Source organism: Streptomyces cynarae, from assembly GCF_025642135.1.
Lineage (GTDB): Bacteria > Actinomycetota > Actinomycetes > Streptomycetales > Streptomycetaceae > Streptomyces > Streptomyces cynarae.
The window spans coordinates 283,075-304,216 of record NZ_CP106793.1; the positions used below are offsets into that span (position 1 = coordinate 283,075).

A 21,142-nucleotide genomic window follows, 5' to 3' on the forward strand; every position below is an offset into this window, starting at 1 on the left:
CGGTCGGTCAGGGCGGCTGTCAGCGCTTTCTTGGCCGCTGGTCACCGGGCCGTTGGACTGTCTTGACGTGCCACAGGCCCGATAGGGTGACAGCGGTGTGCCGGGAAGTCTGGTCGGCGGGGAGCCGCAGTGGCTCCGATCGGAGCTTCAGGGGGCGGCATGCGCAGTGTGGGGACGGTTCTCGGACTCGTGGTGCTGGCCACGGTGGTGGCCACCTTCGCCCGCCGGTGGCGTATCCCCGCTCCCTCACTGCTTGTGGTCGCCGGTCTCGCCGCGGCTTTGCTGCCGGGCACCCCGCAGATCGAAATCAGTCCCGACATCATCGGCCTGGTCGTGCTGCCCCCTCTGCTGTACGCGAGCGCCGAGGACATGCCCTGGCGGGAGCTGCGCGCGGTGTGGCAGCCGGTCGGGATCCTCGCGATCGGCCTGGTCCTGGCCTCCGCCGCGGCGGTGGCCGCAGTGGCGTCGCTGGTGGCGCCGCTGTCGTGGCAGATGGCGTTCGTGCTGGGCGCGGTCCTGGCCAGCACCGACCCGGTGGCGGTCACCGCGCTCGGCCGCAGGCTGGCTCTGCCGCCGAAGGTCCAGGTCCTGGTGCAGGCGGAGAGCCTGTTCAACGACGCGACCTCGTTGGTGCTGGTCCGGGTGGCGGCGGGCGTCGCCGTGGCCTCTGCGGCCGCCCATTGGGGTGCGGCGGGTGGTGAGTTCCTGCTGCTCGCGGGGGGCGGCACGGTGATCGGCGCGGCCCTGGCCGGAGTGGTGACGCTGATCCGGCGGCGAACCGAGGACCCGGTCCTGGAGACGGTGATCGCCCTGGTCACCCCGTACGCCGCCTACCTGCTCGCGGAGGCCGCCCACACCTCGGGCGTGACGTCGGTCGTGGTGGCCGGGGTGGTCCTGGGCGGGCGGGGCGACCGGCTCACCAACGCCCGCATCAGGCTCCAACTGCACGCCGTCTACGGCACGGTGGTGTTTCTGCTGGAGAGCGTGGTGTTCAGCCTCATAGGGCTGGCCCTGCCCGCGCAGGTGCGGGCGTTGTCCGACGGTGACCGGTCCTGGCCGCTGTACGCCCTCGCCGTCGCCGTCACGCTCATCGCCGTACGCATGCTGTGGCTCGCGCCCCTGTCGGCGGTCGTCCAGCGCAAGGGCGGCGTCAGCCGCATGAACTGGCGGGTGCCGATGGTCCTGACCTGGGCCGGCACCCGAGGGGTGATGCCGCTGGCCGCCGCCCTGTCCATCCCGGAGGTCGCGAAGAACGGCACCGCGCTCACGGGCCGGCCGCTGGTCCTCGTCCTGACGACCTCGGTCGTGGTCGTCACCCTCGTCGTGCAGGGCTTCACCCTCGCCCCGGTCGTCCGCCGATCCGGCATCGCCCTGGAGCCCGCCCACACCGAACGGGAAGAGGTCGAGGCCCGCTCCCACCTCGCCCATGCCGGACTCGCCCGGCTGGAGGAACTCGCGGAGCTGGATGCCGTACCGGAGATCGTCCTCGACCGGCTCCGCCGCGCCTTGACGGCCCGGCTGGACGACGCCCGAGACCGCCTCGCCGAGAGCAACGGCACCGGCGTTCCAGCCGAATCCAACGACCTGGTCTACCGCCAGCTGCGCCGCGACCTGATCGCGGTGGAGACGGCGGAACTGCAGCGCCTGTACGACGACCACCGCATCAGCGACACGACACGCCGCCGCCTCCAGCGGTCCCTGGACCTGGAGGAGGCCAGGCTGGCCGACGCCTGAAGAGACCACGGTCAGGGGAACTCGGCCAGCCTCGGCCGCAGTCCGAGCACGGTGAGCAGCATCGCCGCGAGCAGCAGAGCGCCCGCCCAGGGCAGCAGGTCGCTCACCGCCGACCTGCCCGCCCGGACGGACGCCGCGAAGTGTTCGCGGTTGATGTCCGTCACCTGGTCGAGGGCGGCCATCCACGCCCCGAAGTGCGCGTTGGAAGTTCCCGGCTTCCAGTCCATGCAGAACTCCACCGCCTCACGCTCCTTCCCCGCGGCCAGCAGCGCCCGGATCCTCCGGTCGTCGCGCTGATAGACGGCGTACGTATGCACCGTCCGCTCCGCGGCGGCCCGCTCCCCGGGAAAGGTGATGTTGTCCAGTTCGCGCCGGAACTCCCCCGTGAAACGCAGGTCGCCGTGGTCGGCCTCGTACGCCTGCCAGGTGGTGGCGAGTTCGGCGTCATACGTCGAGAGCGTCGCGCCCTTCAGGCCGTACAGCTTCTGGGACTTGGCGAGGAACGACTGCGCGTACTGGTCGCGGCGTTCGGGGTCGAGCAGGTAGCGGCTCTCGTCGGCGTTGGCGTCGTAGGCGATGGCGCGGGCCCGGGAGAGGGCGACGACGGAGTCGAAGGCGTCGCGGCGCGCGCCGCGCAGGTGATCGGAGCCGGCGGTCAGCACCTGTGTGCCGAGGACGACGGCGAGCAGGGTGCAGACGGTGGCGGCCAGCACGCCCGGGTTGAGGACGCGCCGGAACCGGCGGGTCAGATACACCTGCAGGACGGTGAGCACGGCGAGGAGCAGCACGCCGAGGGCGATGACGGCGGCGAGCTGCGCGGACAGGGTGGAGCCGGCCGAGCGGTACTCCGCCTCAAAGTTCCGGTCGTTGGCGGACACCAGGTCCCGTGACGCGGGCAGAAGTCCGCGCTGCAGGAGGTCGGTCGCCCTGCGGTAGTCCACCAGGGCGGACGCCTTGCCGTCGGCACGCCCGTCGTTCTCCAGGGCGCGGCCGATGAGTTCCTGGTACTGGGCGAAGTCGTCGGTCAGGTTCTCCACGGTCTTCTCGTCGGCCGGGTCGCCCTGCGCCGCGACGGCGAGGGTTCGCAGGTCGTGCCCGATCTCGCGGCGGGCGTCGCCGTAGAAGCCGACCGCCTTGTCGTACGGGGTCCGCAGGCGCCCCTTCCCCGCGTTGCCGCTGGACAGCAGGATGTTGGCGGCCTGCGCGTCCATGTCGTTCAGGGCCAGGTTGAGGTCGGCCGCGCTGGTCGTGCGCGGTGCGTCACGTCCCGCCACACTGTCCCAGGTGCTCGTCGAGGTGAGCCCGGCGACGAGCAGCAGCACGGCCAAGGCGGCGGTGAGCAGAACGGTGGCCGCGCGCAGAAGGCGCAGCCGCCTGGGCACGGTGGCCCACAAGCGGCGGCGCAGAGCGGCACGCGCGGTCACGGCCTGCCGACGGAGGCGCTGCCGCGGCCCGCCCGCCCGCGGCCCCACGCGTCCCCGTGGTCCGGAGCTGGCTCCGGGTGGGACGACCGCAGCCTGCCGTGGCTGTGCGCCGCCCTCCGTACGGGGCCCTTGCGCTGTGCCGGCCGTGATGGTCACGGTCCTCCCCCACCTCACGCCATGGACGCTCGCCCGCCCCGTCGGCGATCAGTCTGCGACCGGATCCGGCCATGCGAGAGAGGCGTTGACGTTTCCCTGACGGCTTCTCAGGTCGGTTTGACGGGACCTTGACGGCACCCGCGCCAGGCCCTTAGGAGGGCCGCAGATTCCTTGACGAACAGGCTGGTTCCGGCAACTGCCGGGATGAGATTCGCGGTCGGCCGCCGAGGGGCCGCGGACCTCCGCGTCCGCGACACGACCGGCTGCACCCCGCGCATCTACTTCGAGTGGACCGAGGGCGGCCCGTTCGCCAACTTCCTCCGTTTCTTCCTCTTCGGCCAGGGCGAGGTGGCCCCGGTCACCCGCGAGGTGCTGCGCGACGCGGAAGCGGACCGGAAGCTGCGCCCGAGGGTCCATGTGGGCTAGCCGGGCGCAGGCGTCAGAATCCCGTCAAGATCGGGGCCTGCGGCGTTAGAACAGCGTCAGCGGCACGTCCCCCGCACACACACCCGCCTACCGTCGGCATTATGCGCAGGAGAAGTCCGCCAGGACCGGCCGGCGACCGCCACTGGAGCGGCAGCGCGCGGCTCGCGGCCCTCTGTGCCTGCGTCTTCGCCGCGCTGACCCTGCTCATCGACTGGGACGCCGGCACCCTGACCGCCCCCCGCGCCCTGCTGTGGACCGCCCTGTCCGCCGCGATCTTCGTCATGCTGCTGCCGCACCACGTCACGGCGGGCTCCGGCTGGCTGGCCGTACGCGGCCCCCTGCGTCGGCAGACCGTACGGACAGACGCCCTGACGTCCGTACGGCAGTACGGCGACGTCAGCACTCACCTCGTCCTGAGGGACGCCTACGGCCACCGCCTGGAACTCGACCCCCGCGTCCTGGCCGCCAACCCCTTCCTCTGGCACGAACTCGACACCGGCGTCCGCCGCTCTCTTGAGCGCGGGACACTCCGCCAAGGAACGGACGTCCTGGAGCACCTGGTTCGGCAGATCGACGGCGAGACGGCCCAGGCGGTCCTCAGGGCCTCCGGCCTGTCCTGATCCTCAGCGGAGGGAAGCTCCCGCCATCGAGGTGTCCTGCAGGGCGGCGTTGCGTTGGGTCCAGAAGGATGCCGACTACGGCTTTCAGCCCGACAACCGTGGTGCGCGGCCCCGTTGTTGGAGAGGTGGGACCCGGACGTGCGCTACGTCAGCACGCGTGTCAAGTACAGCTGCCGGTGGTCCGGGGGCGCCGACCCGATTCGGGGGGAGCACGGACTCGGGGTCGTCACGGCGGTCTGCCGAAGCTTCGAGGTGCACTGCGAGCCGGTAGGGGTCTTAGTTGCTCGGGGCGGCGGCGGTCTCACGCTCGGGCTCCTGGGCGGGGAGCGCGGTGTCGCTCATGCCGAGGCGGAGGTGCTCGACGTGGTAGAGGGCCTGGTCGAGGAGTTCGGCGACGTGGTTGTCGTAGAGGGCGTAGACGACTGAGCGGCCCTTGCGGGTGCCGGTGACCAGGCCGAGGTTGCGCAGGAGCCGCAGTTGGTGGGAGCAGGCGGACTGCTCCATGCCGACCTCGGCGGCCAGTTCGGTCGCCGGCAGGGGGCCTTCACGCAGGCGGGCGAGGATGAGCAGGCGTGAAGGGGTGGCCAGGGCCTGCAGGGTGGTGGCCACCTTGGCGGCATTGGCCGCGTCCAGGCGTGTGCGCGGGACGTTGCTGGAAGTCGGTGCGGCTCCGTGACCCATGGGCCCATGGTACGCCGCGCCATGAACGCATGAATCGATGTTCATTCGTTCCTGTTACGGTGGTGGGGCTGGACGCCTTCTGCCGTCGTTGTGTTTAAAGGGACCGTTTCGATGTCTTCCACTCTCACCCGCCCGGCTCCGGCGGAGGCCGCTCGCGAGCCGGTGGCGCCCAGGCGCAAAACGCGGATCTTCGCGCTGCCCGAGGCCCGCTGGGCGGCCGCGGCGCTGGTGCTGTTCCTGGTTGCGCTGCCGCTGTATCTGGCCGGCGCGCCGGCCTGGGCGTGGGGTCCGTTGTTCGCTCTCACCTATGCGACCGGCGGGTGGGAGCCGGGCTGGGCCGGGCTTCAGGCGCTGCGGGAGAAGACCCTGGATGTGGACCTGCTGATGGTGGTCGCGGCGCTTGGGGCGGCGGCGATCGGGCAGGTGCTGGACGGTGCGCTGCTGATCGTCATCTTCGCCACCTCCGGCGCTCTGGAGGCGGTCGCCACCGCCCGCACCGCTGACTCGGTGCGCGGCCTGCTCGACCTCGCCCCGGCGACCGCGGCCCGGCTTGCGGATGACGGCACCGAGGAGACGGTGCCGACCGAGCGGCTCGGCGTGGGCGACGTCATCCTGGTGCGGCCCGGTGAGCGGATCGGCGCCGATGGCCGTGTGCTGGACGGGGCCAGTGAGGTCGATCAGGCCACCATCACCGGCGAACCGCTGCCCGTGGCCAAGCAGGCGGGCGACGAGGTCTTCGCCGGCACGCTGAACGGCACCGGCGCCTTGCGGGTGAAGGTCGAGCGCGACCCGTCGGACTCGGTGATCGCCCGGATCGTGGCCATGGTCGAGGAAGCCTCCGAGACCAAGGCCCCCACTCAGCTGTTCATCGAGAAAGTCGAGCAGCGCTACAGCCTCGGCATGGTCGCCGCCACCCTCGCCTTGTTCGTCCTGCCGCTCGTCTTCGGGGCCGATCTGCAGTCCACGTTGCTGCGCGCCATGACCTTCATGATCGTTGCCTCGCCGTGTGCGGTGGTGCTGGCCACGATGCCGCCGCTGCTGTCGGCGATCGCCAACGCCGGGCGCCACGGCGTGCTGGTCAAGTCCGCCGTGGTGATGGAACGCCTCGGGCAGGTGGACGCGGTCGCCCTGGACAAGACCGGCACGCTGACGGAGGGCACCCCGCGCGTGACCGACATCCGCCCGCTGGCCGCTTCCGGCCTGTCCGAAGGCGAGCTGCTACGGCTCGCCGCGGCGGCCGAGCATCCCAGCGAGCATCCACTGGCCCGCGCCATCGTGGACGCCGCCCGCCTCCGCAGCCTCGGCATCCCGCTGGTGGAAGACTTCGTCTCCACCCCTGGCGCCGGGGTCAGCGCGAGGGTGGAGGGCCGTACCGTCGCGGTCGGCAGCCCCGCCCGCCTCCTGGACAACCCCACCGGCCGCCCCTCCATCGCCATGGCCGCGGGCCTGGAAGAAGAAGGCCGCACCGCCGTGCTGGTCACCCTCGACGGCACGCCGGTGGGGGTGCTGGGCATCGCCGACCGGCTCCGCGAGGAGGCCGCCACGACCGTCGCGGCCCTGGGCGAGCTGGCGGGCAGCGCTCCGGTGCTCGTCACGGGCGACAACCCTTGTGCGGCGGCCCGGCTCGCCAGCGAGGTGGGCATCACCGACGTCCGAGCGGGTCTCCTCCCGCAGGACAAGGTGAGTGTGGTGCAGGAAATGGAGCAGGCGGGCCGGAAGGTGCTGGTGGTCGGTGACGGCGTCAACGACGCCCCCGCCCTGGCTTCCGCCCACACCGGCATCGCCATGGGCCGCGCCGGATCCGACCTCGCCCTGGAGACCGCCGACGCGGTCGTGGTGCGAGACGAGCTGGCCACCATCCCCGCCGTCGTCCGCCTCTCCCGCCAGGCGCGCCGCCTGGTCGTACAAAACCTGGTCATCGCCGCGGCGTTCATCAACAGCCTGGCCATCTGGGACCTGGCCGGCACCCTGCCCCTGCCAATGGGTGTCGCAGGCCACGAAGGGTCCACCGTCATCGTCGGCCTCAACGGCCTGCGCCTGCTCGCCGACAGCGCCTGGCGCCGCGCCCACGCCGGGACCGGCCGGTGAGCCGCCGCGCCCGCAAGGCTGCCCCCACCACGGCAGGGGCAGACCGATGCACCGTCACCGTCTGCCGCGGCTGCTGCTGCGGCACCCCCAAGATCCCCAATGTCGACCACGCTGCCCAACTGGCCGGGCTACGCCGCGCGCTGGAGGACACCGCTCAGGTGCGGGTGACCGACTGCCTGGACGCCTGCGAGCAGGCCAACGTCATCGTCGTCCAGCCCTCCGCCGCCGGACGTGTGGCCGGCGGACGCCCGGTATGGCTGGGCCTGGTCAACGACCTCGACGCCACCGACGACATCGCCACCTGGGTGCGCTCCGGCGGTCCCGGGCTCGCCGACCCGCCAGGCGTGCTCGACCTGTACGCGTTCACTCCCTCCCGCCGCATCCGCCAAGCCGTCGAGAGCTGACCCGCCCGGTCCAGACAGCGCAGCGAGCGCCCCGTGTCGGCTTTCGCCACCCGGGCCCGAGGGCCCTGCCATTCCTTCAGCGGTGCCGGAGTCATCGTTCAGCGGATTGCGCCTGATCACCCTGCTCTCGGTCAATCGTCGGGCTGCCCGCGGCAGGACGGGGGGTGAAGAGCGCAGCGGCGGTCAGGACGGCGAGGGCGGCGAGGCCGCCGCTGAGCGTGCTGGCCGCGGCGACCGCGGCGACGAGGACGGGTCCGCCTGCGTCGCCGAGTTCACGGCCGAGTTCTGCGGCGCCCATCGTCTGGCCGAGCCGCTCGGCCGGGCTGGCTTCCGCCAGAGCCGCGAAGCCGAGCGGGGTGATCAATCCGGTTCCCGCTCCGATCAGTACAGCGGCGAGCAGAAGGCCGACCAGACCGGGCAGTGCCGCCACGGCGAGGCCTGCCGCGGTGATCGCGAGTCCGGCGCGGATCCCCGCGGTGGTGGTGATGCGCCCGTGGTCGAGGGCGGCCCCGGCGCGAGGCTGGATGAGGGCAGCGCTCGCCGCGAGCAGGGACACGACCGCACCCGTGGCGACGGGCCCAAGGTGCGCAGCGGCGCCGGCGACGGGCAGGAAGCCGACACCAGCAGCGAGTGCCGCGGTGGCCGCCGCCAGAGCAGCCGTCGGCCACAGGAAGCTGCCCTGGCCGAGCCGCCTGGCGAGGTCGATGACGGTCTGCCTTTCCTTGGGCAGCGGCGGGGCGGAAGGTACGGCGAGGGCTGCCCAGACGGCGACTGCGGCGGCGAGGGCGGCCATGGCGGTGAACAGCAGCGGCAGGCCGCCGACAGCGACCAGGAGGCTGCCGAGGAGGGGGCCGGCGGTGTAGCCGATGCTCTTGAAGAAGCCGTAGGAACCAAAGGCCCGGCCGCGCTTGGCGGCCGGATTGAGGCGGGCGACCAGCGCACTGGCGGCCGGGGAGAAGGCGGACGCGGCCGCTCCTTGGCCGAGGCGGGCCGCCCACAGCCATGCGGTGTGATCGGCCACGGCGAACAACGCGGAAGCCGCGGCGAAGGCGATCAGCCCGCCCAGGAGGACGGGGCGGGCGCCGACCCGGTCGGCCAGGGTGCCGAAGACGGGTTTCAGCAGGACCTCCGCGCCGTCGTAGAGGGCGAGCAGGCCGCCGAGGACGAGCAGGGAGTCATGGTGGCCGGTGGTGAAGCGGCCCAGGTTGGCGGCGACGCTGTGGGCGCCGAATGCGGTGGTGAACCCCGCGGCGTACAGGGGCCACAGCCGGACCCGGCCCGGAATGCGGCTGGAGTCGGGGGTAGTGGTCGGCACCGGTTGCCTCCTGGGCGAGGGCGTGGCGGGCGGGTCAGCCGGCTCCTGCGACTTTGAGCAGCAGGTGCAGGTCGTGGGCGGCGGCAAAGGCGCACACGGCACTGGAGCCGACTATGGCCGCCGCCCCGGCCAGCGGCAGGAGCGGAAGGTTCAGCGGCAGCGAGTACACCCGGGGTTCGGCAAGCAGTGCGGCAACGCGGCGGGGAACCGGCCCCGCGGCCTTGAGTGGGTTGCGGCGGCGGCCCAGCAGGCCGAGCACCGCGCCGGACAGGCCCTTGCGGGCTGGGCGGCGCGTAGTGGCCAGGGCGGCCTTGCCGATGGCGCGGGCGACCTGACGACGGTCCCCGCACGCGGTCGCCGCACGCTCGTCCGCCCAGCGCTCGATGGTGTAGGCGACGGCGGAGGCCACCGGCCTCAGCAGCGGGTTGCAGGTGGCGGCCAGCTGAGCGACCGCGACGAACGCGTAGTGGTGACACGCCAGATGGGCGCTCTCGTGGGCGAGCATGGCCTCGCGGTCCCCGTCGTCCAGAGCCTCGAGCATGCCGGTGGAGACCACGATGCGGCCGGGAAGCCCGGGGATCGCGTAGGCGTCCGGTGCGGCGTCGGCCATGACCACGACTCGGTCTGCTCCCGGCAGGCAGGCGGCCTCGAACACGGCACCCGCCAGCGCCCGCATCCGCCGCCACAACATCCGCATCCCCGCCGACAGTGCGACGGCAAGCACCAAGCCGGCCACGACCGCCTCCACGGTGGAAACCGGATCGCCGGCGCGCACGGTGCTCACCGACCAGTCACCCGCCAGAGCGGTCAACGGCAGCCGCACCACACCCGCCACGAGCAACACACCCAACGCGGCACAGCTCAAGGCCGCCAGGGCCAGCGCGCTCGCGGTCAGCAGCCACGTCGCAAACCGCGGCTCCAACCGCTCGGCCAACGGCCCGGCAGCCCACGCAGCCGGAACCGGAAACAACAGCGGCAGGTACACCAGCAGGTGCCACACCATGCCGCTCACCCCTCGCCGAGCTCGCCGAGAAGCTGCCGCAACAGCTGCTCGTCGCTGCTTGGGAGTTCCTCGACGAACCGGGTCAGCACCGCCTGGCGGTCCGAGTCGGACTCCAGCACCTGCCGCATCCGGCGGGCAGTCAGACCGTGGGTGTCCGTCACCGGCGCATATGCGTAGGCGCGGCCCTGCTTGGACCGGGTGAGCAGCCCCTTGTCGAACATCCGGGAGAGCACCGTCACCACCGTGCTGTAGGCCAGGCCGTTGTCCAGGCGCTCCAGTACCTCGCCGGGGGTCAGCGGCTGAGGCGAGGACTGCAGCAGGGCGAGGACCTCGGCCTCCAGCGCGCCACCCGGTCTGCGGTCCGCCGGAGCGGGTCCGCTGTTCATGAGTTGGCTACCTCCCGTTCATCATCTACAGTTCCGTAGAACTTCTACCGCTTCGTAGAAGTTAGCGCGCCGTCGAGTCTGCCATGCCATCCGGGTGCGGCAAACCACTCGACACACCGCCAGAACCCTGCAGTACGACGCCAACTTCTACAGACGCATAGACGCCGGCATCGGGTCCTGGTCTGCCGTCCCTTCTTCTGCTCCCCGGGAGATACCGCCTGATGACGCCCCACCCTGTCGTCCAGCTCGCCTTCGACGGCTCCAGCATCGACGGCTCACTGTTCACCACCGTCACGGATTTCGCCCGGGACACGAAGTGGCTGAACACCCCGCTCAGCCTGTGGACCAATGCCGGGCTCGGCGTGTTCGCGGTGCTGATGCTGGCTGGCTGGTGGAAGGCCCGCCGCCGCGACACCACCACCATGACCTTCGCCCTGGCCGTGCCCTTCGCCGTCATGGCCGCCTTCGCCGTCGCCGAGGTCGTCAAGAAGATCGTCGCGGAGGTACGCCCGTGCCACTCGCTGCCGCACGATTACTTCGTCAGCGCCTGCCCCGCCCGAACCGACTACGCCTTCCCCAGCGGACACACCACCGTCGCCGCCGCGACCGTCGCCGCTCTCTGGCTCCTCGACCGGCGCCTTGCGGCGATCGCCGCCGTCTTCGCCCTCCTGGAGGGCTTCACCCGCGTCTACCTCGGTGACCACTACCCCCACGACGTTCTCGGCGCCGCACTCCTGGCCATGCCGGTCGCCTACCTGGCCGCCCGCATCCTGGGCCGCATCGCCATCCCGCTCGTCACCCGGCTCAGCACCGGCGCACTGAAGCCCGTACTGACCGCGCCTCCAGCCGGCGCCCACGCCGTTCGCTGACGCCCTGAGCAGCGAAACACCCGACTTGCTTCGCCACCACCGCCAGGCTGGTTCAACCTGTGGGATTCGGCTCTTCGGACGAGATCATCGACTACCGCCCCACTCTTGGTCCGGTGGGTGCCAGTCAGTCGCGTGGGCGCGCACACGGGCGGGAGGCGCAACCAGATCGAGCAGGGATACCCTCAGGGGGTATGGTCTCCGGAGCGAGACCGGGCGAGAAGGAGGGGCATGGCCGTGGAGAGCGCACAGGCAGGCAGGCGGGGCGTTGCCCGGCTGCTGGCGGTGTGCGCGGTGCTGTTCGGCCTGTTCCTGATGCACGGCGCCCCGGCCACCGCGGCGGAGGGCTGCCACGGTGTCATGACCGCGGTTGCGTCCTCGCCTGTGGCCGCCGGCCACGACGCCGCCGTGATGGATACAGCCGCGCCGGCCGGGCACGGTCCCGGCCCCACGGTCCGGGCCGCCGACACATCCCGGATGTCCGGGATGCTGTGCGTCTCCACCCCCGCCCACGAGCGCACCCCGCTACCCGCCCCCGGCCTGCTCGCCGTGGCAGGTGGGGCAGCGCTCGCCCTGTGGACGCCGGCCCGACTGCGGGCGGCGGCCGGCAGGACGGGGCGGCGCGGTCCACCGGGCGGCGGACGAGATCTCCTGCTTCAGGTGTGCATCGCGCGGACGTGACAGGCGCGCGCCGGACCCAGGCCCAGGCCGGAACCGGCACCGTGTCCTGCTCGTTTCCGCGCACCACCGGTGTGGTGCGCCCACCCGGAAAGACCCACGTCGATGTCTTCTTCTTCCCGCTTCACCACGCGCCGCCGCAGCCTCGCCGCAGTCGGCACCGCAGCCGCTCTCGCGCTGACGCTGGCCGCCTGCGGCTCCTCCAGCGACTCCTCGTCGTCCATGCCGGGCATGGACCACGGCGCCAAGTCCTCCGCGTCCTCCTCGCCCAGCGCATCACAGGCAATGGGTGACAAGCCCGGGATGGACCACATGGCCACCGGCAACGGCCTGTCCGACACCCAGGACGGCTACCGCCTCACCTCCAAGGACGCCACCCTGCCCTCGGGCAGGCAGGCGGCCTACCGGTTCACGGTCACGGGCCCGGACGGCAAGGCGGTCACCGCCTTCGCCGTCGACCAGACCAGGCGGATGCACTTCTACGCCGTCCGCTCCGACCTGACCGGCTTCCAGCACCTGCACCCCACCATGGCCGCTGATGGGACCTGGAGTGCCGGCCTGGCCTCCCTCGCCCCGGGCTCCTGGCGCATGTTCGCCTCCTTCACCCCCGCCGCCGGGGCCGGCAAGGACAAGGACTTCGTGCTCTCGCGCACCGTCACCGTGCCCGGCAACGCCACGAAGACCCCGCTGCCCGCCCCCGTCGGCAGCACGCACGTCGACGGGTACACCGTCACCGTCAAGGGCGAGCCCATGGCGGGGATGGCGCACCCGCTGACCGTCTCCATCGCCAAGGACGGCAAGCCCGTCACCGATCTGCAGCCCTACCTGGACACCTACGCCCATCTGACCGCCTTCCACGAGGGCGACGCCGCGTTCGCCCACCTCCACCCGACAACCAAGGTGACCGGCGACCACGGCGGCCCGGACCTGACCTTCCACGCCGAGCTGCCCACCTGCGGCAACTGGCGGCTGTTCCTGCAGTTCCAGACCGGCGGCACACTCCACACCGCCGCCCTGACCCTGCACGTCGGCTAACTCCCGGCGGGGCGCCACCCTGTGGTGGCGCCCCGCACCCGGCCGACAAGCACCCCTGCCCGCCCAGGACCACATGCCTCAAGACCACCACGCCGGGGACAGCCACGGCGGACACCCCTGAAAGACGGGCTCTCCACCCGCGGGTGGAGAGCTTTTTCGGCCCCCGGGCCGATCCGCGCGATACGGTCCTTATCGGAACGACGAGTACGCCGTGGACGCCGGGCAGGCCGTTGATGGTCCTTCGACACGGCCGGCGTGGACGTCGACCTCGATCAGCTGGCTGGCGCCGAGATGGGTTGTCCTCGCCGCCGCAGTGGCCGGCGCCCTGATCTTGGGTAGCAGGCGACGGCGTCAGGACAGCCAGGCCCTTCAGTACAGGTAGACATCGACGAGCAGGGCCGCCACAGCGGCCAGGAGCGCGTAGCGGATGCTGGTGCGGGCCGGCTGCGTGGCAAGCGTGCCGAGCCCGTACCCGGAGGCCGCTGCGGCGAACGTGAAGACGCCGGAGCCGGTGTCCTGCCAGCTGACGGGGAAGACGATCACGGGTGCGTCGGTGAAGAACTGGTCCCCGTGGGCGGCGCGCAGGATCGCGTTCCAGGCCAGGGGCCCGACGGCCGCAGACAGGGCACCGGTCGCGACGACGGCACGGTTGCGGCCGCGGGTGACGGCGATGAGGACGGCGGCGACGACGGCCGACAGCACGGCGCCATAGACGATCTGACCCCAACCGATCACGACGCGGGAGCCAGCGCGGTCGCGTTCAGCGCCGGGCGCAGTGCCTTGGTCAGGGTGACGCCGTCGCCGGTGGCCCAGAAGTGCATGTAGAAGAGGCGCGGTTGGTCGTTCAGGGAGTGGTTGTGGAGTTCGACGATGTCGGTGCCTCCCTTGCGCAGCGCGCGGATGACCTGCTGCACCTCGGGTGCGGTCATGACGAAGTCGCCGTTGATGGCGGCCCTGTTGCCGCCCAGCGGCTGGAAGTTGATGCCGGTGGTGATGCCGAGGGCGGACGGCAGCACGTGCATGCCGTCGGTGACGGTGTTCTTACGGGGGATGGAGAACTTGTAGATCCCGCCGTCGGCGGTGCCCTTGCGGCCGATCGCCTTGTCGATGCCTGCGGTGTCCAGGTCGATGGACGGCTGTGTGGCCGGGGGCGGCGAGGCCGGCGGGATGGCGGTGGCGGCCAGCGCCGACTTCAGGCCCTTGGCCAGGGCGACCGGATTGCCCATGGCGTGGACGTGGGTCCACCAGATGGCCGGGGACTGCTGGAGCAGGTGCTTGTGCAGCGCGGTCTGCCCGATCCCGGCGGCCTGCAGGGCGTCGGTGACCTTGGGCAGTTCGTCCTCGGTGACGACCAGGTCGCCCATGAGCATGGTTCCGTCGTGGTACTTGGCGAAGGTCGCGTAGCCGCCGAGCGCGAGGCCCGGCTTGATGGTGATGCCCTGGGTGGTGACGGTGAGGTCCTTGCGGGGCAGCGGGACGCGGTAGACGGTGCCCTTCATCACGGTGCCTGTGCGGCCGAGGGCGGCGGCGAGCGACTGCCAGTCCGCAGCGGTCGTCTGGAGGGGCTGCTGGGCCTGACCTTGCATGGCGGTCCGTGCCGCGGCTGCCTGCATATCGCTGCCGGCGGCGCCGTCTCCCGCCTCGGTGCCGCAGCCCACGAGCAGGCCGGAGCCCGCCACCAGAAGGAGCGCGGCCGCCGTACCGGCGAGCGGCTTCACATGCGAACGGCGTGACATGACCACTCCTCGTCGAGGTCGTCGTCGATGGTGCCTGCGTGGCCAGACAAACCGCCGCTGAGGAAGCCGACATGAAGAGTACCCCCATCCGGGTGACTTCATGCCGGCTCCATCAGCGGCGAGGATCGTCGGGCCGAACGGCGTACAGAAGCAGAAGAAAGGGCGCCGAGACATGGACAGGGACCCGTGCCGGTCGCGCCCCCGGCACGGGCCCCTGCATGACGCGCCGATCAGATGGCGGTGGGCACCCTCGTAGCCGCGGCCTCGCAGTCGTCGGCGGCCTGCGGGCGCAGCGCCCGGTCGGCCAGGAACCCGAAGATCACTCCGAAGGACGCCCACAGCAGGGCTTGGATGCCGAGGGAGGCCATGCGGAACTGCCACAGGACGCTTGCCGGGAAGTCCTTGGGCACTTCGTCGACCGTCGGCAGGAACGCCATGGCCGCCGCGATGACCGTGATGAAGGCGGCCGCTGCGGCGACGGTCGCGTTCCAGTTGCCGTACCGCTCGGCGAGGCGCCGGCCGAGGATCACGGCGGCGATGCCGACGAGCACGGCCAGGGCGATCATGCCGAAGTACAGCGTGGTGCGCTTGCCGATGGTGTCCGGGTCGTTGGCACCCGGAGGGTTGGCCGGGTACTTCAGGAACGGCACCAGGTAGACGGTGACGAACGCGCCACCGGCGACCAGGGCGGCGGTGGCCCGTGCCCCGAACCTGCCGATCCGCCCGAGGGCGAAGCAGAACGCCAGCGCCGCGATACCGCCCACGGCGGTGCCGAAGACGAGCACCGCCGTGGCGAGGCCGGCCGTCGACTGCATGGCGCGGCTGACGATCTCGACCTCGTGCTCGTGACTGTGCGCGTCCTCGTATGCGATACCCGCGTTGACGCCAGGCTCGCCGATCACACGTGCGAGCCCGAAGGCGAGCATCCCGGCGGCCAGGCCCGCGAGCATGCCGCGGACCAGCAGGGTCCGCACGATTGCGGAGTTCATGCGGCTGTCCTCGTGCCGGTCAGTGGCAGGGGAAGCCGAGCAGGTGCCGGCCGTCGTGCACCCACTCGTGCACGCCCGCGCCGGACAGCAGCGAGGTGGCGCCCTCCTCGGCACCGACGAAGTACAGCAGGACCAGCATCAGCAGGCCGAAGAACGCCGCCCACGGCAGGATGGCGCGAAGCGGCAGCTTGGCAACGGTGGGCGGGGAGAGCGGAGCAGAGGTGATGGCGGACTGCGCCATGGCGGGGCCTCCTTCGGGAACACGCGTCCCGTGTTGGTGGAGCAAGCGACGACGGCGCGAGGGTCTGACTCGCCGACAGCACGCCTCCTGAGCAGAGGGGCGTCGGCACACAGTGGCGCGACCGTGCCGGATTTTCACCGGGCTTCCAGACACACCGTCGTCCTGACGTCCAAGACGGTACCGACCCGCGGCCCAGCGGCCAAGATGGTCTGCCTCACGTGGCACGCGCACCACGTCCCTCGACTAGCCTCACGCCCATGACGATCCGGCTGATCCTGGTCACCCCCGCCCTGGGACCGGTTGCCCCGCAGGTGCCCATCGACGGAGACGTTCCGCTGGACGCACGTGCGCGGCAACAGGCCCGTGATGCCAGGGGGGTTCTGCCGCCGGCCGACCGCTACCTGTGCGCCCCCTCCCGACGGTGCACGCAGACCGCCGAAGCGTTCGGGCTGGAGGCCCTGACCGAGCCGGCGCTGCGCGATCTGGAGCTGGACAGCTGGAAGGGCCGCAGCCTCGACGAACTGGCCGCGACCGAGCCGGAAGCGCTCGCCGCCTGGACCACGGATCCCACCGCCGCGCCACACGGCGGCGAAGCGGTGACCGATCTGTGCCGGCGGGTCGCCGACTGGCTGGACGGCCTTCCGGACGACACCGGCAGGCTACTCGCCGTCGCGGACCAGTCGGTGGCCCGTGCCGCCGTGGTGCACGCCCTCATGACTCCGGCGCAAGCCTTCTGGCGCATCGACGTGCCTCCGCTGACCTGCGTTCAGCTCACCGGCCGATCCGGACGCTGGAACCTCCGCATGAGATGACCGGACCAGCGGCCAGCAGAGCCAGCAGCCTGCACCCCGAACGCGAGGGCCAACTGGTGTACGGGGGGCCTTGGCTGAGCAGCACCCGCTAGGGCAGCTCCCAAGAGGAGCCCGGCCAAGAGCCTTCGAGCGGCCCAGGACGGCGACACGTCGAACACCACGTGGTGCCCCGCGACCGCCGGCCCGGCACTCGCCGTGCTGCGCTGCGACGACTTACCTGTCCACGCGGCATCGTCACACTGACGGAGTCCGTGCGAAGGCTTCGTCGCAGCCAGGTCCCTGACCAGCAGTCCAGCTGAAGGACAGAGGGCGTTCACGGAGGCCATGTCCAAGAGCCCGCCCGCACAAGCGCGTCCCCCTACGAGACGGAATCGCCGGCTACCGCAGGACGTACGGCTTGCACGTACGTGAGCCAGGGACGTACGTCGCCGCCACCCCGTACCTCGAAGCCCGCGTCGCGGATGAGGCCGTCGAGCAGGTCGACGCGGTTGTGCGCCATGGCGTGCCCCGCTCCGCCGTGCACCAGATGCCGGCCGACGGCGCTCTTCGGCGGCCGGAACTCGACGACGAGGAGCCGCCCGCCGGGGCGCAGCACACGGCACATCTCTCCCAGCGCCGCAGCCCGGAGCTCCTCCGGCAGGTGGTGCAGCATCAGGCTGGTGACGACGGTGTCGAACGAGGCGTCCGGTAGGTCGAGGGACTCGGCGATGCCTTCCTTGTAGGTACATGGCGCACTTCCCGGCCGGAGCTTCCTGCGGCGGGCGTAGGCGAGGACCGGCGATGAGGGATCCACGCCGGTCACCGCGCCGTCGCGGCCCACCTGGGCGGCCATGTGCCGGGTCAGGTAGCCGGTGCCGCAGCCCACGTCCAGGACGCGGTCCCCGGCTTGCGCACCGCTGAGTTCGGCGAGACGGGTGAAGGCTCGGCGGCGGAGGCCGACGAAGCACAGACTGCCGAAGATTTCGTACGCGTGAGGGGTTCCGATCGTCACGCCGGGGGTGTCCGGGTGGCGTTTGCCGTGCATCAGGTGTCCGAGGGACATGGCCCTCCTCCATAACTTAGTCACAACTAAGTACGGCCGCTAACTTAGTCCGAACTAAGAAGCCTGGCAAGGGTCGGCATACGATGTCGGGTGTGACCGAGTCCCACCCCCGTACGCGGACGCGCCTGCCCGCCGCCGAACGCCGCGCGTCGATCCTCGCGGCGGCCACGGAGGTCTTCTCCGAGACCGGCTACCAGCGCGGCAAGGTCTCCGACATCGCCAGACGCGTCGGCGTCACCGAACCGGTGGTCTTCCAGAACTTCGGCTCCAAGTCCGCGCTGTACCAGGCTGCTCTCGACCACGCCACCGAGGCGGTGTCCGCACTGCTGAACCGGGCGGCCGACTCCGGTCGCCCGGTCCCCGAGGTGCTCGCGACCTTCCTCGATCCGGCCCACATGGACCGCTTCCACCAGCCCGGCTCACACGGATTCCTCTTCGCGGATGCTGCGGCCCTGGCTCACGACCCGGCGCTCGGCGAAGCCCTCCGCCAGGTCCACCGGCACTTCGCCGACACGCTCGCCGACCTGCTTCGGCGCGGCCAGAGCGTCGGCACCATCCGCGACGACGTCGAGCCGCACACCGCAGCCTGGTGGCTCGTATCCCTCCTGGCGGGCCGCGCGTTCCGCACGGCGGTCGTTCCCGACCGCGACAGGGTGGAGGCCGAGTTGACGGACATGGCGCTGCGGTCGTTGCTGCCCGAGAAGCGTGAGAAGCCGCTGAGCCCCTGAGCCCCACCGCTGCGCCTCCCACGGCGGACCGGGCGGACCGGGCGGACCGGGGCGGTGATGTGGTACCACTCCGGAACAGCTGTATCCGTACGGCAGTTCGGACAGCTTGCCGCAACCACCGCCGTCGATTCTGCTCCGGCACCCTTCATCAAAGGCTGACCGGTCCTTGGGCGGTCGGCCCCGTCCGGAAGTGGCGGCCCTGCTCGTACTCGGCACGCACGGGATAGGCCGCACTGAACTCGGACCAGGCAGTCGCGCGACGTCCTCTTCGCCAGGCTGGGCTGGGTGCGGTACAGGAAGTTCGTGTGCGCCGGACCCACCACCGCCGCCCGACCAGAGAACCGAAGACCTGGACACCGAAGGGCCACCTGACACCGGCGGCATAGCCGGAGCCCAGCCGACCCGGCACCGCACCACATTCCGGGAAGTGCCGTTCGGGGATCGCCCACTGGTGGAGGGCTACGAAGCCGTCCGTGTCGGCCAGGTCAGGCGCTGGGGTGCATGGCAGTCTTCAGCTTCCATCCGCTGCCTGTGCAGCCGTCCTGGAGCGGGGGGAACCGGTGCCCTTTCACGTCCGTGCTGTACTCGTGCGACTGACCGCAGTCGCATTCGTAGATTCCGGACTCAGGCACGATCATCCTGCGGGGTGGCGGGGAGACCGATGAGCCAGTCCGGCCCGAGACTCCTTGATGCGGTGGGTGGCCCGTGCGCGCACCGGTGCCCAGGATGCGGCGCATGGTGGTGCGCCTCGGTTCGCACGATGCGGCGCATCGTCCAGTGCGGTGCGCACCGCGCACCCGGATTCATCCCCGGCGGCGTCGGGGCGGGCGCGCGGACCGCCACGGGTGTGGTCGGCCGCCTGGGTACTGCCGTGAGCGGCGCCGGACCGGCGGCGGCTTTGGAAACGGATACAGCGCCGCCCGCAGCCGGACCGCGTCGGTTCCCGGCCTGCGACGCACCCCGCTCCGCCGCCCGCGCCTTCATCCGCTGGCACCGCGACACCGACCGCGATCGGAAGGCCCCTCCCTCTCTTGCTGGAAGGCACTGCCGAGGCTTACGTGCAGTTCTCCGACGAGTACTACGAGATGGCACCGGCACTGGAAGCCGTCCAGCACGTCTGTGATCTCAAACCGCTCACACAGGAAGTCGTCTCGGCCTTGCACCTGAAGTGCGGCTTGAAGATCTTGCCGAGGACATCGCTCAGATCGACTATCCGATCTAGTGCTCTGACCGCGTAGGTTCACCGGCTTGCTCCGCCGCTCCGGCTGACAACGGCTGATCGCGACAGGAACAGCGGACAGAGACTCGGGGTCTCGGCAGTCGACCCCGGTGTCGTCAGTGGTGGAACAGTCTGAGGCCCGTGCGTGTGAGCGTGATCTGGTGCTCGCGGCAGGCGTTCTCGACCTCGTCGGACCTGATGGATCCGCCCGGCTCGGCGATGTATTCAACGCCGTGGCGGTGGGCGTGGTCGACGTTGTCACGGAAGGGCAGTGCGCCATCGGAGACGAAGGCGACGCCGGTGAGGCGTTGCCGCCACTGCTCACGCTGATCCGGGGTCAGCGCGTCGGCCGGTGTGGACAGTACCTGTGCCAGGCGCCCGCTCTCGTCCGGGGTGAGGTCGCCCTCGATGAAGCGGATCTGCCAGTTGATCCGGTCCTGGCGCCGGACGCCCGGTTGGAAGGCGAGGGCGCGCACGGCCGGGTGGCGTCGCAGCCACCAGGTGTCGACTTTGCCCCCGGCCAGACGGGTGCAGTCGACACGGGACTGCTGGCCGGCACCGATCCCCAAGGTCATCCCGTCCCGCAGGTAGCACACCGAATTGGACTGGGTGTAGCGCATGACCGCCAGCCCCAGCAGCAGGTCGTCCACTGCGGTCTTGGGCAGTGCACCGACCACGGGGGCGTCGAGCAGGGCGGTGGAAAGCTGCACCTGATCGCGTTCCTGGGCCAGCCGCAGGCCGAAGACTTCCCGCGCTTCGAACTGTGAAGGTGTGAACGTCTTGTCTGCCTCCAAGACCAGGAAGCGGCCGTTCTTCTTCCTGCTGAGCCGCTCGACTGTGCCCGGTGCGTAGCCGGGGGCGATGATGCCGTCGCAGACCACGCTGGTCAGCAGCTCGGCGAGCTCGGCGTCAACCGGGTGGGAGACGGCGGCGAAGTCGCCGTAGGAGGACTTCGGATCGGCATCACGCGCGCGCAGGTAAGCACTGGTCAGGGCGCCGACGCTGTCGCCTGCGACGCCGTAGAGCCCCGCGGTGACCTCGTCGACGGGGCCGGACACGGCCGCGCCGGCGGGTGAGACGTGCTTGAAGGAAGCTGCTGCCGGCCTGCCAAGCGATTGGCTCGCCTCACGCACGAGCTGCCACCCGTTGAGCGCGTCCAGCAAATTGATGAGGGACGGTTGTCCGTGCAGCACCCGAACTGGCCATCGGTCGGGCATCACCGGAGCGGCGGGCGCCGCTGCCTGGTGCGGATTGGTTCCGTAGCGCAGTTCCACGTTCTGGCCTCCTCAGCGGGACATCGCTGATGGAGGCGCCCAGGCGGTCGACGCTCACATCGGAACATGGCCACTCCCCGGTGGTGATCCACCCTCGCCAGTTGCGGCCGGGCCCAACTTTATCGGCAAGCAGTACGACGTGACCGCTCAGACCGCAAAGACACAAGGGCGCCTGCCCCAGCGGAAGCCCTTCTCGCTGCGAATGCGGGCGCGTTCTCGGCGCTCGGCGGCCAGGACGTAGCGGTGCCGGGCGTTGGCGTTGCGCCAGCGTAGGCGAGTTCGCCG

Annotated in this window: 20 protein-coding genes, 2 pseudogenes and 1 riboswitch; of the genes and pseudogenes, 10 read left to right on the forward strand and 12 right to left on the reverse strand. The window is 71.2% G+C overall.

All coding sequences use genetic code 11. The annotated features are described in order from the left end of the window. The first annotated feature begins 159 nt into the window (after nucleotides 1-159). Nucleotides 160-1,734: a Na+/H+ antiporter gene (locus N8I84_RS01490; RefSeq protein ID WP_263227548.1), complete on the forward strand. Its 1,575-nt coding sequence runs from the start codon at nucleotides 160-162 to the stop codon at nucleotides 1,732-1,734. A gap of 11 nt (nucleotides 1,735-1,745) precedes the next feature. On the opposite strand, the gene N8I84_RS01495 is transcribed toward N8I84_RS01490, so the two are convergent. Further along, a complete protein-coding gene (locus N8I84_RS01495) occupies nucleotides 1,746-3,158 on the reverse strand; it encodes a hypothetical protein (RefSeq protein ID WP_263227550.1) in 1,413 nt (470 codons plus the stop codon). 396 nt (nucleotides 3,159-3,554) lie between these two features. On the opposite strand from N8I84_RS01495, the pseudogene N8I84_RS01500 reads away from it, so the two are divergent. Continuing rightward, nucleotides 3,555-3,740, forward strand: a pseudogene (locus N8I84_RS01500) (hypothetical protein); the annotation flags it as partial. 101 nt (nucleotides 3,741-3,841) lie between these two features. Further along, nucleotides 3,842-4,360 carry a hypothetical protein gene (locus tag N8I84_RS01505; RefSeq protein WP_263227554.1) on the forward strand — a complete coding sequence of 173 codons (519 nt, stop codon included), beginning with the start codon at nucleotides 3,842-3,844 and terminating at the stop codon, nucleotides 4,358-4,360. Nucleotides 4,361-4,636: 276 nt separating this feature from the next. Here the strand turns inward: N8I84_RS01505 and N8I84_RS01515 are convergent, their stop codons facing one another. Then, the gene (locus N8I84_RS01515; RefSeq protein ID WP_263227556.1) at nucleotides 4,637-5,041 is read right to left on the reverse strand and encodes an ArsR/SmtB family transcription factor; all 405 of its coding nucleotides are present in this window, start codon (nucleotides 5,039-5,041) and stop codon (nucleotides 4,637-4,639) included. 111 nt (nucleotides 5,042-5,152) lie between these two features. On the opposite strand from N8I84_RS01515, the gene N8I84_RS01520 reads away from it, so the two are divergent. Then, nucleotides 5,153-7,129 carry a heavy metal translocating P-type ATPase gene (locus N8I84_RS01520; RefSeq protein ID WP_263227557.1) on the forward strand — a complete coding sequence of 659 codons (1,977 nt, stop codon included), beginning with the start codon at nucleotides 5,153-5,155 and terminating at the stop codon, nucleotides 7,127-7,129. Continuing rightward, a complete protein-coding gene (locus N8I84_RS01525; protein WP_263227559.1) occupies nucleotides 7,126-7,533 on the forward strand; it encodes a (2Fe-2S) ferredoxin domain-containing protein in 408 nt (135 codons plus the stop codon). The genes N8I84_RS01520 and N8I84_RS01525 overlap by 4 nt, the downstream gene beginning before the upstream one ends. A gap of 91 nt (nucleotides 7,534-7,624) precedes the next feature. On the opposite strand, the gene N8I84_RS01530 is transcribed toward N8I84_RS01525, so the two are convergent. From N8I84_RS01530 to N8I84_RS01540, 3 genes are read right to left on the reverse strand one after another with little or no spacing between them, the layout of a single operon-like run. Further along, nucleotides 7,625-8,848: an MFS transporter gene (locus N8I84_RS01530; RefSeq protein WP_390898825.1), complete on the reverse strand. Its 1,224-nt coding sequence runs from the start codon at nucleotides 8,846-8,848 to the stop codon at nucleotides 7,625-7,627. A gap of 34 nt (nucleotides 8,849-8,882) precedes the next feature. Further along, complete coding sequence (locus N8I84_RS01535; protein WP_263227561.1) at nucleotides 8,883-9,851, reverse strand: M56 family metallopeptidase; 969 nt, start codon at nucleotides 9,849-9,851, stop codon at nucleotides 8,883-8,885. Nucleotides 9,852-9,856: 5 nt separating this feature from the next. After that, on the reverse strand, nucleotides 9,857-10,237 hold the full coding sequence (locus N8I84_RS01540; RefSeq protein WP_263227562.1) for a BlaI/MecI/CopY family transcriptional regulator: 381 nt from the start codon (nucleotides 10,235-10,237) through the stop codon (nucleotides 9,857-9,859). 221 nt (nucleotides 10,238-10,458) lie between these two features. Between N8I84_RS01540 and N8I84_RS01545 the strand changes: the two genes are divergently transcribed. From N8I84_RS01545 to N8I84_RS01555, 3 genes are all read left to right on the forward strand, one after another. After that, nucleotides 10,459-11,106, forward strand: coding sequence for a phosphatase PAP2 family protein (locus tag N8I84_RS01545; protein WP_263227563.1), 648 nt, complete (start codon nucleotides 10,459-10,461; stop codon nucleotides 11,104-11,106). Between the two features lie 228 nt (nucleotides 11,107-11,334). Next, a complete protein-coding gene (locus N8I84_RS01550) occupies nucleotides 11,335-11,784 on the forward strand; it encodes a hypothetical protein (protein ID WP_263227565.1) in 450 nt (149 codons plus the stop codon). Between the two features lie 102 nt (nucleotides 11,785-11,886). Then, nucleotides 11,887-12,816, forward strand: coding sequence for a hypothetical protein (locus N8I84_RS01555; RefSeq protein ID WP_263227566.1), 930 nt, complete (start codon nucleotides 11,887-11,889; stop codon nucleotides 12,814-12,816). A 369-nt stretch (nucleotides 12,817-13,185) separates the two neighbouring features. Here N8I84_RS01555 and N8I84_RS01560 read toward each other — a convergent pair whose 3' ends face one another. The 4 genes from N8I84_RS01560 to N8I84_RS01575 form a co-directional block, all read right to left on the reverse strand. Further along, nucleotides 13,186-13,551 carry a hypothetical protein gene (locus N8I84_RS01560; protein ID WP_263227567.1) on the reverse strand — a complete coding sequence of 122 codons (366 nt, stop codon included), beginning with the start codon at nucleotides 13,549-13,551 and terminating at the stop codon, nucleotides 13,186-13,188. Then, complete coding sequence (locus tag N8I84_RS01565; RefSeq protein ID WP_263227569.1) at nucleotides 13,548-14,552, reverse strand: DUF1259 domain-containing protein; 1,005 nt, start codon at nucleotides 14,550-14,552, stop codon at nucleotides 13,548-13,550. Before N8I84_RS01565 ends, N8I84_RS01560 begins: the two co-directional genes overlap by 4 nt. 230 nt (nucleotides 14,553-14,782) lie before the next feature. Beyond that, nucleotides 14,783-15,541 (reverse strand): CbtA family protein, encoded by a 759-nt coding sequence (locus tag N8I84_RS01570; protein ID WP_263227571.1) that lies wholly within the window; start codon nucleotides 15,539-15,541, stop codon nucleotides 14,783-14,785. 19 nt (nucleotides 15,542-15,560) lie between these two features. After that, nucleotides 15,561-15,782 carry a CbtB-domain containing protein gene (locus N8I84_RS01575; RefSeq protein WP_263227572.1) on the reverse strand — a complete coding sequence of 74 codons (222 nt, stop codon included), beginning with the start codon at nucleotides 15,780-15,782 and terminating at the stop codon, nucleotides 15,561-15,563. A gap of 257 nt (nucleotides 15,783-16,039) precedes the next feature. Between N8I84_RS01575 and N8I84_RS01580 the strand changes: the two genes are divergently transcribed. Continuing rightward, nucleotides 16,040-16,594, forward strand: coding sequence for a histidine phosphatase family protein (locus tag N8I84_RS01580; RefSeq protein WP_263227574.1), 555 nt, complete (start codon nucleotides 16,040-16,042; stop codon nucleotides 16,592-16,594). Between the two features lie 358 nt (nucleotides 16,595-16,952). Here the strand turns inward: N8I84_RS01580 and N8I84_RS01585 are convergent, their stop codons facing one another. Further along, nucleotides 16,953-17,636, reverse strand: coding sequence for a class I SAM-dependent methyltransferase (locus N8I84_RS01585; RefSeq protein ID WP_263227576.1), 684 nt, complete (start codon nucleotides 17,634-17,636; stop codon nucleotides 16,953-16,955). 92 nt (nucleotides 17,637-17,728) lie between these two features. Here N8I84_RS01585 and N8I84_RS01590 point away from each other — a divergent pair, with 92 nt between their 5' ends. Next, nucleotides 17,729-18,364 (forward strand): TetR/AcrR family transcriptional regulator, encoded by a 636-nt coding sequence (locus N8I84_RS01590; protein ID WP_263227578.1) that lies wholly within the window; start codon nucleotides 17,729-17,731, stop codon nucleotides 18,362-18,364. 1,335 nt (nucleotides 18,365-19,699) lie between these two features. Here the strand turns inward: N8I84_RS01590 and N8I84_RS01595 are convergent. After that, nucleotides 19,700-20,857 carry a phosphoribosylaminoimidazolecarboxamide formyltransferase gene (locus N8I84_RS01595; RefSeq protein WP_263227579.1) on the reverse strand — a complete coding sequence of 386 codons (1,158 nt, stop codon included), beginning with the start codon at nucleotides 20,855-20,857 and terminating at the stop codon, nucleotides 19,700-19,702. A 30-nt stretch (nucleotides 20,858-20,887) separates the two neighbouring features. After that, a riboswitch (ZMP/ZTP riboswitch) is annotated at nucleotides 20,888-20,972 on the reverse strand. Nucleotides 20,973-21,004: 32 nt separating this feature from the next. After that, nucleotides 21,005-21,130 (reverse strand): annotated as a pseudogene (locus N8I84_RS01600) (IS630 family transposase); the annotation flags it as partial. Between the last annotated feature and the right edge of the window lie 12 nt (nucleotides 21,131-21,142).

Excerpts from the sequence above, each read along its gene's own strand:
- N8I84_RS01585 (WP_263227576.1), bottom strand. The coding sequence starts at position 17,636 with ATGTCCCTCGGACACCTGATGCACGGCAAACGCCACCCGGACACCCCC.
- N8I84_RS01570 (WP_263227571.1), bottom strand. The coding sequence starts at position 15,541 with ATGAACTCCGCAATCGTGCGGACCCTGCTGGTCCGCGGCATGCTCGCG.
- N8I84_RS01535 (WP_263227561.1), bottom strand. The coding sequence starts at position 9,851 with ATGGTGTGGCACCTGCTGGTGTACCTGCCGCTGTTGTTTCCGGTTCCG.
- N8I84_RS01515 (WP_263227556.1), bottom strand. The coding sequence starts at position 5,041 with ATGGGTCACGGAGCCGCACCGACTTCCAGCAACGTCCCGCGCACACGC.
- N8I84_RS01575 (WP_263227572.1), bottom strand. The coding sequence starts at position 15,782 with ATGGCGCAGTCCGCCATCACCTCTGCTCCGCTCTCCCCGCCCACCGTT.
- N8I84_RS01505 (WP_263227554.1), top strand. The coding sequence starts at position 3,842 with ATGCGCAGGAGAAGTCCGCCAGGACCGGCCGGCGACCGCCACTGGAGC.
- N8I84_RS01565 (WP_263227569.1), bottom strand. The coding sequence starts at position 14,552 with ATGTCACGCCGTTCGCATGTGAAGCCGCTCGCCGGTACGGCGGCCGCG.
- N8I84_RS01555 (WP_263227566.1), top strand. The coding sequence starts at position 11,887 with ATGTCTTCTTCTTCCCGCTTCACCACGCGCCGCCGCAGCCTCGCCGCA.
- N8I84_RS01540 (WP_263227562.1), bottom strand. The coding sequence starts at position 10,237 with ATGAACAGCGGACCCGCTCCGGCGGACCGCAGACCGGGTGGCGCGCTG.
- N8I84_RS01550 (WP_263227565.1), top strand. The coding sequence starts at position 11,335 with ATGGCCGTGGAGAGCGCACAGGCAGGCAGGCGGGGCGTTGCCCGGCTG.
- N8I84_RS01545 (WP_263227563.1), top strand. The coding sequence starts at position 10,459 with ATGACGCCCCACCCTGTCGTCCAGCTCGCCTTCGACGGCTCCAGCATC.
- N8I84_RS01520 (WP_263227557.1), top strand. The coding sequence starts at position 5,153 with ATGTCTTCCACTCTCACCCGCCCGGCTCCGGCGGAGGCCGCTCGCGAG.
- N8I84_RS01580 (WP_263227574.1), top strand. The coding sequence starts at position 16,040 with ATGACGATCCGGCTGATCCTGGTCACCCCCGCCCTGGGACCGGTTGCC.
- N8I84_RS01490 (WP_263227548.1), top strand. The coding sequence starts at position 160 with ATGCGCAGTGTGGGGACGGTTCTCGGACTCGTGGTGCTGGCCACGGTG.